This window comes from Leptospiraceae bacterium, from assembly GCA_024233835.1.
In the GTDB taxonomy this organism is placed as follows: Bacteria; Spirochaetota; Leptospiria; order Leptospirales; family Leptospiraceae; genus JACKPC01.
In genome coordinates, this window is record JACKPC010000002.1 from 395630 (window position 1) to 408910 (window position 13281).

Sequence of the window (13281 nt, forward strand, 5' to 3'; positions counted from 1 at the left end):
CTTTACCACTGGCTCACTTCTTTCAGGTTTTCTATTTCCAGTCTTGATTTTAAATATAAAATCATGGTTTTAATTTCTGAATCAGAAGGTTTTTTCTTCCATTTTACAAGTACTGTTGGTTCCTTCACGCTACTAAAATCTTCTGTTTTGGAAAATAGTAAATCACCAAAGGAAAAGGATTCTACTTTCGGAAATAGAAAAGATATTTCCTTGGTTATAGAAGGTAAGAGTCTTTGTTTATTCTTAAAACTCAGTAATTCATTTTCTAATATTTTAATCCTATCATCCTTACTTTTTATCAATTCTTCATTATTCTTATATAGATTTGTTAGGAAATCTTTGCTGATTCCCTTATCCTCGGTTTTTTGTGGTAAAACCGTTTGTCTGGACTGGTTTACTTTTAAACGAACGTTCTCCAGACCATAAATATCCAGCTTACCTTCTAAGAGGTTGATTATCTCATCTGATAAGGGTTGACCGATTACCGATATTTCAATAGTCGAACCCCGGGCAGAAAACTTCAAGTCATGGTTTAAAACCTTGCTGTTCGGAAAGGTAAAATTCTCTGTCACATAACGGTTTGCCCTGGCTTTAAAGATAGCCTCCGTCACAACCGTCCAGGCCATATAGATACTGGGTATTATGGTTATAATCGCAAAAATAATAATATATAACCTGACTTTTTTCTGTGTCTGCATGTCCACAAAGGTAACTCGACGAAAATTTAATAGGCGAACAAATATGACAGTAGAAATCGCAATAAAAAGTGTGTTGATAAAGAATAAGTAAAAGGCACCCAGAAAAAATGTCCAGCGTCCGGTAGCTATACCAAAACCCGCTGTACAAAGCGGAGGCATTAAAGCAGTAGCAATAGCTACACCGGGAATTGCATTTGTCTTGTCTTTTCTGGCACCGGCCATAATCCCGGCAGCTCCACCAAATATAGCGATAATCACATCATAGATAGTGGGCTTGGTTCGGGCCAGAAGTTCGGATTGCACTTCTGTTAAAGGAGTTATGGCAAAGTAAATGGCTGAAGTAATGATACTCGCAACAGCCGCAACGCTTAGATTTCTTAAAGATTTTTTTAATAAAGGAAAATCATAAATTCCAACCGCGAGACCTGCACCCATAATAGGACCCATTAAAGGAGAGATTAACATGGCTCCAATAATGACAGCAGGTGAATTCGTGTTTAAACCCACTGAAGCAATAAAAATTGCAAAAATTAAAGACCAGAGGTTCCCGCCTTTAAAATCGATACCCTTCTTAATACTTTCGACTGTTCCTTCTTCATCGATCTCGTGTCGAACATTTAGAAGACTCTGAGCGACCTGCACCAAAGAATCCATGTGCTTTTCAAGTTCTTTGTCTTCCGGTTTTACAGGCTCTGTGTTTTTTACTTCTTCCACAATTCCCTCCTTACTCCTTAAAAAGTAAAGGGTCTACTAAAGCAGAAAAAATATACAATCATTTTTTACTTTTTTTTACAGTTTACATGAAAATTTTAGTATATCTGCTCTACTTCTTTTTTAAAACTCTCCAGTATCACATTACGTTTCATCTTTAAAGTACGGGTCATTTCTGTATCCAGATCAAAATTCCTCGGTGAAATATAAAAACAATTTCCCGGTATATGTTCAAAAGATTTGAATCCATTCTTATGGCTGATTTGCTCGCTTATAATAGTTTTAAATAACTTTCTCAATTCTACATTATCATTCCAGCTTGTGTAATTGTTTCCGACTGTGGTAACCTTTTCCATCACCCTCTCATAGTTCGGAACGATAATCACACTCAAGGTCTTTTTTTCATTTCCTAGAACCATTACCTGATCGATATATTCTGACTCCAATAATTTGTCTTCTATTGGCAAGGGCTCCACATTTTCTCCTCCTGCCAGGACTAATGTGTCCTTGGATCTACCGGAAAATTGTAGTTCCTTTTTCCAATTCAGTGAAATTAGATCTCCCGTGCAAAAATATCCATCTTTATCAAAACAGGTTTCATTCAAGTCCGGTCTTTTGAAATAGCCCATCAAAATCTGTTTGCTTTTTACCCAGAGAGTTCCCATACTCCCTATCTTCTCTGTGATATCCTCACCTATCTCGTTCTTCAGTTTTATTTCATACCCGCTTAAAACCGTCCCCAGAGTACCCGGTGTCGGACTTGCTGCATTTCGTATAGAAATTACCGCCGAGGTTTCCGTCATTCCATAACCTTCTAATACAGTAAGTCCTAATGCTGTTAAAAATCTATCTACAACACCCGGCAAGGCACTCCCGGCAGACACCGAAATGCGTAATCTTCCTCCCAAAGCCTTATGTATGGGTTTAAAAACTATATTTGATATTCCCTTTAAAGGTAATAAAAAAATTAATTTTAGACCCGAACTTATTTTTTTGTTCATTCGACTCGATACAGATGGCTGTACAATACTATATTCATAGCCAAAAAAACGAGCTTTTTCTTTCGCCCAGAGTTCTCCTATATGCAAGGCAAAGTTAAATATTGCTTGCTTAGTAGAAGACTCTCTTTTGACTTTTGCCATGATTCCATTATATAAGGCTTCCCAGATTCTCGGAACAGAAGGAAACAATGTAGGACGAAATAAAGCCAGATCTTCTTTCAGGTTCTTAGAGTCAGTAATAACAAGACTTATTCCCAACATTATTACTGCATATTCAATCGCTCTTTCAAAAGCATGCCAGGGCGGTAAAAGACTCATACCCGTATCTTCCGAACTTAAACCCGTACGTTCTATCACCTTTGTTATTCCGATGATCCAACCTTCCTGATTCAGCATTACTCCCTTGGGAGCACCGGTGGTTCCGCTGGTATAGATGAGTGTAGCTAAGTCAGTTGCTTTAGTTGTTTCAAGTCGCTTCTGAACTAATTCCGGCTCTGCTTTTAAAGCGAAACTTCCTTTTTCTATCAGTTCGGAAATAGTTCCCATTCCTTTTGCGAGAGTTCCATCTTCATTCTCTAATATAAAGATTTTCTTTAAATCAGGGGTCTCTTTTTGAAAAGACAGGAGCCTTTGTCTATCTTTTTCTTTTTGCACAATAGCAATCTTGCTTTCCGAATGATTAATAATATATACTATATCGTCTCTGGTGACATCTGTTCCGCGAGGAACACTTACTGCTCCGGAACAAATAATCGAAAAATCAACCAGAAGCCAATTAGTACTGGAGTCACAAAAGAATATTATCTTTTCACCAATTCCTATTCCTTCTGCAATGAAACCGGCAATCAACTCATCTGTTGCTGTTTTTAATTCTCGAAAGGTTCTTCCCTTAAACTCTTTTTCTTGCCGCTTTAAAAAAGCTTCTTTGTTCGGAAACCTATCTGCCGTTCTTTCTAAAAGATAATAAATCTTTTCATCCATATAACTTCTCTAAACCTTTATTCTCTTGGCTTCCGAATGAGCGATGATTTGTTTTTGTATCTCGGAAGTTCCTCCTCCAATCTCAGCAATCTTTATATCTCTATACAATCTGGCTACTTTATACTCTTCCATATAACCGGCTCCACCATGCAATTGCACAGCGAGATTACATACTTCCCTGGCTAAAGTAGAAGATAATAGTTTAAATGTGGCTGTCTTCGCAGTTAAATCTACCGGGAAACCATTGTGTATTAACCTGTCTTTAGATTTTTCTCCTCCAAATTTATCCATCATCCATGCTGTTTCATAGAGTAGGTTTCGGGAAGCTTCATATTTCACCCTCATGTCTGCCAGCATGTAAGCTACGGATTGGTGCTTATAAATCGGTCTTCCAAACGTTTTTCTTGTTCTCGAAAACTTCCTGGACTCAGCAATGCAGGCAGCCATAACTCCCACCGAATAGGCTCCTAGAGAAAGGCGCTCCCTATTGAAAGCATCCATAATAATCTTAAAACCCCTGCCCTTTTTTCCCAAAATATCATCTTCGGAGAGTTCCAATTCATCAAAAAAAAGTTCACCGGTAGGAGATGCCTTTAAACCAAGTTTCTTCATAGGCTTTCCTTTGCTGACGCCTTTTGCATTTGTGTTAACAATAAAGGTTGTAGGACCTATTTTTTTCCCATCATCTTCTAATTTTGCAAGAACAACTGCATAATCAGAATTTGGCGCATTAGTAATATAGGTTTTTTGACCGCTTAAATAATATTTTCCATTTTTCTTTCTTGCTATAGTCTTTATCCCCATTACATCCGAACCTGCATCCGGTTCGGTTACCGCAAGACAACCTATTTTAGAACCTTCTATAATACCGGGTAGATACTTTCCTTTTTGCGCTTCTGTTCCAAACTCAGATATGGGCAAACCAAATAAACCGGCAGAAGCTCCTACTGAAAAAAAAGTTGAACCACAGGCTTCAGCAAGGATTTCCTGGACTATCATAGTTTTCATATAACCCAGCTCAGATCCACCGTATTTCTTTTCATGTAGCAAACCTAAAAAACCCAGATTCGCTAATTTCTGAAATTGAGTTTTAGGTATCTCTCCGGCTTCTTCATAACTTTCCGAATACGGAGAAATTTCTCTTGTGCAAAAATGACGAAAGCCATCTGCAAATTCCTGTTCTTCTTCTGTAAAATCAAAATCCATAATTTCCTCAAGTGTTCGCTGCAATAATAGACCGCATTACTTCTGAGGTTCCTCCCCCCAGAGTACCGAGTCTTGCGTCCCTGTAAGCCCTTTCTACAGGATATTCATGAATAAAACAATATCCACCAAAAACCTGACCCATATCATACGCGACCTCATTAGCCGATTCAGTGGCATAAACCTTTGCAATCGATGACTCAATTGGTGCTGCCTGTCCTTTATCTTTTTTTGCAGCACTCTTATAAATTAAAAGTCTTGCTGCATCGAGTTTCATGCGAGCTCTTGCAATTTTATCCTGTATAGCCTGAAAGCGTATAATCGGTTCACCAAATTGTTGTCTCTGCTTTGCATGACGGACTCCATCGTCCAGCATAGCCTGCATCGAGCCTATAGAAGCCGCAACCAATACAGTTCTTTCCCACTCAAGGGTAGCTCTTCCCACTCTCGCAAAACCCGAATTTTCCTTTTCGATCCGATTTTCTTCGGGAACCTCCATATCTTCAAAGATAAGCTCACTCGTAAGACTGGTTCGCATTCCCATCTTCTCCAGTTTTTTCCCGACCTTAAAACCTTTAAAGTTTTTCTCTACAATAAATACAGAAATTCCCATGGCACCTTTAGATTTGTCAGTCACAGCCATTACAATGAAGACATCTCCTATCGGACCATTCGTGATAAACATTTTAGAACCATTTAATATATATCGATCCCCTTTTTTTATCGCACGGGTTTCCATACTTCCGGCTGCATCCGAACCCGAACCGGGTTCTGTAAGACCGAGACCTGAAGTATATTCACCGGTTGCAATTTTGGGAAGATAACGTTTTTTTTGCTCTTCTGTTCCACAAAGTACAATCGGCATACTCCCTATAATCGCATGGGCTCCGAGAGCAAGGGTAAGTCCTCCATCCAGAGAGCCTTCACCGAATGCTTCATGAGCAACCGTTGTCATTAAACAACTGGCTCCCTGCCCTCCGTATTCCACCGGAATCGAAAGCCCCAAAAGACCCACTTCCCCCATTTTCCTCCAGAGCTGCGGGTCCCAGGTTCCGTGTAAATCACGTTCTTCAGCACTCGGACGCACGTGCTTTATTCCGAAGGCTTTAATCATATCTCTATAATCTAATACTTCTTCCGGTAATGTAAAATCCATTAGTTATCCTTTGAAGGGGGTAAAACAACACAGGAACCCTTGCTTACAACTTCCCCTTTCTGATTTTTCCAGACTAAATTCATTTCTACAGTCTTCATTCTTTCATTTTTCTTAGCTACTCTGGCACTTACAGTTACTGTATCTCCGAAATAGACCGGCTTTCTAAATTTTTGTGTTACTTCAAGGGCTACCGTTCCGAGTCCTGGTAACTTCATACCCAGAATATTTGCCAGTAAAGATGCAGCTAAGCCACCATGAGCAATCCTTGTCCCAAATTCAGTTGTTTTTGCATATTCTTCGTTTACATGCAAAGGGTTAAAGTCCCCGCTGATACCTGCATATAAATATACATCTGTTTCGGTTATCGTCTTTGCAAAAGAAGCTTCTTCTCCTATTTGAATTTCTTCAAACGACTTACCTTTTATATACATGTTCTTCTCCTAAGATTTAGCCGGTCGAAAATACTTAATATCATAAAGAGTTCCTTTTCTATTTTCCTTCTCTTCCCATACAGGTTCAAGCCTAAGACCGATTTCTATCTTTTCTTCCGGGATCTCATCCACGAGATGATAAATATGGGTATTCGATCCATCTATTTTAATGTAACCGTAGGTATAAGGAGGTTTTTTGGGCTGCCCCGGAAATTCCATGTGCACGGTTGTAAAGGTTTCCAGAGTTCCTATGTTGGGAAGCTCAAGGTATTCAGTGCATTCCACATAACAGACTCCACAAAAAGCTTTAGGGGGACACTGTACCTTCTTACATTTCGGGCAGATAATTCCATAGATCTTCCCTTCTTCCTTCAGGCCATTATAAAACTTTGCAAGGGCTTTTCCATAAACCCATTTATACGGAATTTTCAAATTTCCATCGACTCTGGATAAGACTTTTAAATTACCAACATAGTCTTCGACTATCTTATTCTTCTGAATCTTACCGGTAGCTGTTTTCGGAAATTCATTTACAATTTCAATTACTTTGGGGAATTTGTATCCGGCAACCTTCGGTCTGAGATATGCTTTAACATCTCTTTCATTTAAACTCGAACCGCTTTTCGGCAGGATAAATGCACCAACTACTTCGCCATATTTCTTATCCGGAATCCCGACTATTGCACACTCTGAAATGGCATCGTGCTTATACAGAACTTCTTCGATTTCCTTCGGATAGATATTCTCTCCTCCGCAGATAATCATTTCTTTCTTACGACCTACGATAAAGTAATAACCATCCTTGTCCCTGTAACCGAGGTCTCCGGTTCTCATCCAGCCATTTACAAAAGTCTTCTGATTATCTTCTTCCTTCTTATAATAGCCAACCATCATATTCGGGCCTTTTATCATAATCTCACCGACTTCTCCATCGGGTAAAGGTTTATCACTCAAGTCCCAGATGGCCATCTCCTGCCCATCAATCGGAAGTCCGATAGAACCAATTTTTCTTTCACCATTGATAGGATTCAGAGAAGAAACACAGGTTCCTTCTGAAAGACCATAACCTTCTATTATTTTTGCATTAAATTTTTCTTCAAACTTGTGAAATACATCCACCGGCATAGGAGCAGCACCGCAAATACAGGCTTTTAAGAAACTTAAGTCTTCTCCTTCGGCTTCTTTCATTTCGTTCAAATAGTTGTAAATAGTAGGAACACCACTGAATGTTGTACACTTGTATTTCTTTAAGGTTTGAATAAAACTTCTCGGTTTAAACATCTCTTCGAGAACCACTGAAGCTCCCGCCTGCATAGTAGCCATCATAGAAGCAATCTGGGCATTCACATGAAAAAGAGGCATAATACATAAAGCTGTATCTTCCTTCTGTAAGTCTATATAACGAGGAGCTATATAACTATTATATAATATATTTCGGTGTCGTAAAATAACTCCCTTGGGGTGACCCGTAGTTCCGGAAGTATAGATCATCGAAGCATGATCATCAGCTTTAATATCTGCTGAAAAGTTCTTGTCTCCATCAGCAATTATATCTTTTAATAATATAGCATTCGGATATTCTTTCGGCACCTCGTCTCCGGTCAAAATAAGATGCTTAATTTTCGTTAAAAATTTCCAGGAAGGTTCTAACATTTTTCTGTACTGAGGAGTCGTTATTAAAACCTCTGTATCACAGTCATTTATAATATACTCCAATTCCTCAGCTTTTAATAGAGTGTTCATCGTAACCCCTACAAAACCTGCTTTCATAGAACCAAACCAGGAGAAAAGAAAATCGGGAGAGTTGGGAATGAGAATACCGACATGCTCGGATTTTTTCAGACCCAAGTTCGTTAAGGCAGAAGCCGCTGCATTGGTCTCGAGATGAAATTCCTTATACGTCCAGGACTTATCTCCGAAGTACAGGTATTTCTTATCGGGCATTTCACCGGCTCTGTGTGATAGGATTGCAGGTATAGTTTGAAATGGACAGCTTACATCTTCTTGATTCATCTTATTCCTCCGGTATAAAATATTGAATATCCCGTATAGTACCTTTTGTTTTTTCCTTCCATACAGGCTTAAGCTTTGCTCCCGGCTTTAACGCTTTCAACTTTTCCTCCGGTGCAACAACGATGTGTAATAACTCAGTATCCGCTCCTACAAAACTTAAAGCAGCAAGCATGTAGGGAGGCTCAATTCCCTCCGGTTTATTCCAGGGTGCCTGATAGACTATTGTTCCCAGTTTTAAACTCGGATTCGGATTCAGAGTCATAAACTTGTCCATTTTCTTATTTACATAAGGAGACCAGCCGAGTGGGGGAAGAAATACCTTAGAACTTACTGTACAACGAACTGCTGTAATTTCTTTTTCATCCCGAAGATTAGTTAAAAATTTTCCAATAATAGGACCGGGGTTCCACTTATAGTCGAGTTCAATTTCCCCGTCTAAAATCTTAACTTCAGCCATTGCCTTTCTCCTTATTTTTGGCTCTTTTCTTTTCAAGAGCTGTTTGCATATCTTTCTCTTTTGTCATAAGCATGATAGTTTGAAACTGAATCGCTCCTCCCCAACCATGAGCCAGACCGATTTCCGGATCTTTTACCTGATGCTCTCCTGCCCGGTTCATTATCTGTAAAGCAACTTCAGCTTGCCGTATCATTGCTGATCCACCAATAGAGTTATTGGATAAAACTCCACCACTCGGGTTAACCGGAAGTTTTCCATCCATCCTTGTAAGACCGGAATCAATTAAGTCTTTTGGAGCGTTTCCATCTTCACAAAGGCCGAGGGCTTCGAGCCAGATAAGGTGCTGACTACTAAAGGCATCGTAGATTTCTATTACATCAATATCTTCTACCGGATTTTCTATTCCGGTTTCCTTATATACTTTTCTTGCAGCTTCTTTCAGGGCAATCGGAACCGACCAATCCCTATCCACATAGTTTACACCTTCGGCGATAGTCGATACAGCTTGAATCCAGGCTTTCGGTCTCGGATTTTTATCCGCATTTTCCTCGCATTGCATTACCATAGCACAGGCAGCATCGCTGGTCGGGCATGAATCTAAAAGTTTCAGAGGAGTACTGAGCCAGGCCATATTCATCATCATATCTTCCGAAATCTGGGGAAGTTTAAGCGTAGCATTCGGATTATACAGAGCATTTTTTCTCATCATAGTCCCTATCTTCGCAAGATGCTCTAATTTTGCATCCGGTGCTCTGTGCATATAAGCCCTTGTCTGACAGGCAACCGCAGAAGGGGCACCCGCTGCAAAGTCCCGCCCCATAGTCGCTGAATATACCAGGTTTAAACCTCTCTGAACGGAGGTTTCAGTTAGCTTATCACCTGAAATCACCAGCACATTTTTATAGAGTCCGGAATTCACCATATACCAGCCTGTAATCCCGGTAGACGCACCAACCGTTCCTCCGGTCTGGATACGATAATGTGGCTTCATTACTCCGAAAGTGAAGTCGGTAGCAAACATCTCCGGTTCATTAATGCCGCAGAAAAATTCAGGACTACTGCTCGAAATAATACAGTCAATATCATCTATACTCAAACCTGCATCCTCAATAGCAATTCGAGCAGCTTCTCCCATCAGTTCTGCAAAATTCACATCTTTTCGTTTTAACTTTGTCTGTGTCTGAGCGACACCTGTAATCGCAACTTTAACCGGCATTTTAAGCCTCCACCACGTAAACTATATTTGATTGCATCGCAAGACCTGCCTGGGCATGAGCGATGGCTCTTTTCACTCCTTTTACCTGTACCTCTCCGGCTTTTCCACTCACCTGTAAGCTCGCTTCCATTAGTCTGGCCAGACCGGAAGCATAGATCACATTTCCACAGGTTACTCCCCCGCTCGGATTAACCGAAATTTTTCCTGATTTAACATAATCACCCGATTTTCCTTCTTCACAAAAACCGAGGGATTCATAGAGCATAAGTTCCTGATGAGCATAGCATTCATGAACCTCGGCCACTTGTATATCTTTTGCCTGAATCCCGGCCATTTTATAGGCAGCCTGTGCTGCCACTTCAGCACTCTTAATCCTTGAAAGGTCCCTATAAGTCGGATAATAAGCATCCGAGATAAGACCCATGCCCGTTATATAAGAAGCTTCTAATTTATTTTCTTTGATATAATCTTCTGTTGCTAAGATTAGAGCCACGCAACCATCCCCCGTCCTACCGGTATTAAGTTCGGTAATCGGACTGGCGATTTTTGGAGAATTCAGAATATCCTCTACCGAGTAGTCTCCGGCCTCTCCCTGCATTACTCTCGGATTTTTCATGCCTGCCCTGCGGTTCTTTACAGCTACCTCAGCAAAGTCTCTTTCTCCGAGTCCTGTTCTTGCTGAATAATAACCGGCCTGAATAGCCGCTATTGTATTTGCATCTCCACCCACAGGTCGAAGATAAAAGGGATCCGCACACATGCCACTAAAAGCAGAAAGGCCACACTGCGTTCCCTTTGAAAAACCCACCACCAGGGCTGTTTTAAACTTTCCGGAAAGAAGTCTCGCTATTGCATAATGAACCGCCCAGGCACCATCCCTTTCCACTTTGGATTCTTCTTTCTGAAAAGCACCTGCTGCCTCTACAGTTTGAACGTGTTGTATAGCCAGACCATCAGCCACATCGTCTCCTGCCTGTATAACAGTTCCTATTTCCTCAATACTCATAGAAGCCGATTGTAAAGCTTTTTGAACCGTATAAAAAACTGTATCTTCTACAGCCCAGTCCAAATTCTCTCTTTCAATCGTTATTCCGTGTCCGATAATACCAATTCTCATATACTTCCCCAGTATTTAGTTGTTTCAACTTTTCAAATATTGTATAATCATTGCTTCTAATTCACGAATCCGGTTTTGAATCGAACTCTTTCGTGGTTTATAGAGTGTAAAAAATAAAAGTAAGCCATCGATAGAACTCACAATCATAGAAATTAAAGTCTTTCGATTTAAATCTGCCCGAAAGACGCCTTTTTTCTTGCCATCGAGAATAATACGGTTTAAATGAAAGGCCATTTTCTCAAACCTCTCGGATAGAATACGGTTTAAGCCCATACTCTTGCCTTTTTGAGAGGACCAGATTTCAAAGAAAATCAAGATCACCGAAGAAAATTCATCGACATCCCCCATAGCCAACTGTAAAAAGTCCCTTATAGCCTTTTCCTGATCATCTGAGGAAAACTTAAAATTTCTAAACTCCTCACTTTGCCGGTTAAATACATTTCCTATCAAAGAAAGAGCAACCTCTTCTTTACTTTTAAAATAACCATAAACGGTGCCCTTCCCTATCCCGGCTCGAATAGCAATTTCTTCCACCGTAGTTTCTGTAAAGCCCTTATCCTTGTACAACTCAAGAGCCGCTTCCATAATCTGCTTTCTTTTTAATTCCTTATCTACCGGCCTCGGGCTCATATCAGGAAACTATTTATGGTTGACCGACCGGTCAACCATAAATTTTAAGATTTCTCAAAAAATTAAAGAAAAAAGTTTCACTTCCTGAGTAGTCCTGAGACAATGGTTGATAAAGGGAAAAACATGAACCAGATTTTAGTCATTGGTGCAAACTCAGTCTCCGGTCAGGATATCATTCAGAGCCTGCAAAAACATCCGGATAAATATTACATCCTCGGTAGTACATCCGGAGACAAACCCGTACCGGGAGTCCATAAAACCCTTACCGGTATAAACCTCAGCGAGCCCTCTGCTATAAGTTCTATCTTAAAACAAATTGGTAATGTAGATATTTCTCATATACTTTATATTCCTGCGAGAGGCATGGTAGGTCTACCTACTACATATTCCACAAAGGAAATGGTAGAAGAAAGTTTTGCTTATTCGGTAATTCCCATGCTGCAACTTACAAAAGAATTAAAACCCCTAAAAACCATTTGCTTTTCCGGGTTTATCACCATGCCTCCCATGCTACTCTGCTACGGTTGCATGGCTCTAACCAAAATTATTATGGAAGAACTGGCAATACAATTTCCCGATAAACTACAGGTGATTCGTCTCGGTATGTTTTTCAGTAAATCCGTAAGAGGCATTGCCCTTGCCACACAAAGAAGTATTAGGGAAGGTAAGTATCCTGAACTTAAACCCATGCTAAAGGAATGGAAGGAGTCCGGACAAAAGTTTAATCATTACTTTTTTGATAAGAACTGGTTCTATGAGGAAAACATTTATAAGAATTTTGCGAATAATTCTTCAATTTCTTTTCGTAAGACCGTCCCTGAAGATATTACAAAAGCTGTATATACCTGTTTGGAAGGAGAAAAGGCTCCTATTATAAATGTTTTAGGTGATTGGGTATGGACAGATACAAAAATGATTCCCGTGCCCGATGAAATTGAATCTATCCGTTCTTTCGCACCCAAAGACCTAAATCTGTATTTTTAGATAAGACTTAAAATCTCCTGCGAGTCAGCTATGGTCCGCACCTATATTTAAAAAATATTCCTATTTTTTCCTAAAGCGGATAGTTTTTTTCTATTTCTTGATATAGATCAATGACAAACTGAAATAATATATTACCCTCTCTTAGTTTAAGAAAATTTTCATTCATTTTCTAAAATAGTATGTTTGCGAGGAAGCTTTCCTCGCTTTTTTAAAGCTTAAATATTTTGTATAGAAAGGAAATTCTATCTAATGAAGAAACTACTTTTAGTATCCTTACTTTTATTTGTATATACCTGTGATAAACCCGATTCCAATACAGATAAAACCAGCAAACCTGAAGTTACAAATTCAAAGGGTATCGGGCCTATCACTTCAGTCACACTCGGTCCCATTGACCCTAAGCGTGCGGAAAATGGAGAAAAAATATTCCAGCAAAAATGCTCTTCCTGTCATAAAATCACAGAAAAATATGTTGGCCCTGCTTTAAAAGGAGCCACGAAAAGACATAGTCCGGAATGGATTATGAATTTCGTTTTAAACACAGAAGAAATGCTTCAAAAGGATCCGAAAGCAATTGAGTTATTAGAAACCTATATGACTAAGATGATTGCTCAGGGTTTGAATGAAGCAGAAGCCAGAGATGTATTAGAATATTTGCGTAAAATAGATGAGGAGAAATAAAC

Annotated in this window: 12 protein-coding genes; 2 read left to right on the forward strand and 10 right to left on the reverse strand. The window is 39.6% G+C overall.

Annotation, left to right across the window (positions count from 1 at the left end):
• Positions 1-2: 2 nt before the first annotated feature.
• The 10 genes from H7A25_11050 to H7A25_11095 all read right to left on the reverse strand — a co-directional run bounded on the left by H7A25_11050 (position 3) and on the right by H7A25_11095 (position 11614).
• Positions 3-1352 carry a DUF389 domain-containing protein gene (locus H7A25_11050; protein ID MCP5500433.1) on the reverse strand — a complete coding sequence of 450 codons (1350 nt, stop codon included), beginning with the start codon at positions 1350-1352 and terminating at the stop codon, positions 3-5.
• Positions 1353-1507: 155 nt separating this feature from the next.
• The gene (locus tag H7A25_11055; GenBank protein ID MCP5500434.1) at positions 1508-3391 is read right to left on the reverse strand and encodes an AMP-binding protein; all 1884 of its coding nucleotides are present in this window, start codon (positions 3389-3391) and stop codon (positions 1508-1510) included.
• A 9-nt stretch (positions 3392-3400) separates the two neighbouring features.
• Positions 3401-4597, reverse strand: a complete 1197-nt coding sequence (locus H7A25_11060; protein MCP5500435.1) for an acyl-CoA/acyl-ACP dehydrogenase — start codon at positions 4595-4597, stop codon at positions 3401-3403.
• Between the two features lie 7 nt (positions 4598-4604).
• The gene (locus tag H7A25_11065; protein MCP5500436.1) at positions 4605-5750 is read right to left on the reverse strand and encodes an acyl-CoA dehydrogenase family protein; all 1146 of its coding nucleotides are present in this window, start codon (positions 5748-5750) and stop codon (positions 4605-4607) included.
• Positions 5750-6181 (reverse strand): MaoC family dehydratase, encoded by a 432-nt coding sequence (locus H7A25_11070; protein ID MCP5500437.1) that lies wholly within the window; start codon positions 6179-6181, stop codon positions 5750-5752. The genes H7A25_11065 and H7A25_11070 overlap by 1 nt, the downstream gene beginning before the upstream one ends.
• A 9-nt stretch (positions 6182-6190) precedes the next feature.
• Positions 6191-8194, reverse strand: a complete 2004-nt coding sequence (locus H7A25_11075; protein MCP5500438.1) for a long-chain-fatty-acid--CoA ligase — start codon at positions 8192-8194, stop codon at positions 6191-6193.
• A gap of 1 nt (position 8195) precedes the next feature.
• Positions 8196-8651 (reverse strand): hypothetical protein, encoded by a 456-nt coding sequence (locus H7A25_11080; GenBank protein ID MCP5500439.1) that lies wholly within the window; start codon positions 8649-8651, stop codon positions 8196-8198.
• Complete coding sequence (locus H7A25_11085) at positions 8644-9867, reverse strand: thiolase domain-containing protein (protein MCP5500440.1); 1224 nt, start codon at positions 9865-9867, stop codon at positions 8644-8646. The genes H7A25_11080 and H7A25_11085 overlap by 8 nt, the downstream gene beginning before the upstream one ends.
• Before the next feature lies 1 nt (position 9868).
• Complete coding sequence (locus H7A25_11090) at positions 9869-10984, reverse strand: thiolase family protein (GenBank protein MCP5500441.1); 1116 nt, start codon at positions 10982-10984, stop codon at positions 9869-9871.
• Between the two features lie 24 nt (positions 10985-11008).
• Positions 11009-11614, reverse strand: a complete 606-nt coding sequence (locus tag H7A25_11095; protein MCP5500442.1) for a TetR/AcrR family transcriptional regulator — start codon at positions 11612-11614, stop codon at positions 11009-11011.
• A gap of 123 nt (positions 11615-11737) precedes the next feature.
• Here H7A25_11095 and H7A25_11100 point away from each other — a divergent pair, with 123 nt between their 5' ends.
• Together H7A25_11100 and H7A25_11105 are read left to right on the forward strand one after the other, a co-directional pair.
• Positions 11738-12598: a hypothetical protein gene (locus tag H7A25_11100; protein MCP5500443.1), complete on the forward strand. Its 861-nt coding sequence runs from the start codon at positions 11738-11740 to the stop codon at positions 12596-12598.
• Positions 12599-12847: 249 nt separating this feature from the next.
• Positions 12848-13279, forward strand: coding sequence for a cytochrome c (locus tag H7A25_11105; GenBank protein ID MCP5500444.1), 432 nt, complete (start codon positions 12848-12850; stop codon positions 13277-13279).
• The last annotated feature ends 2 nt before the right edge of the window (positions 13280-13281 follow it).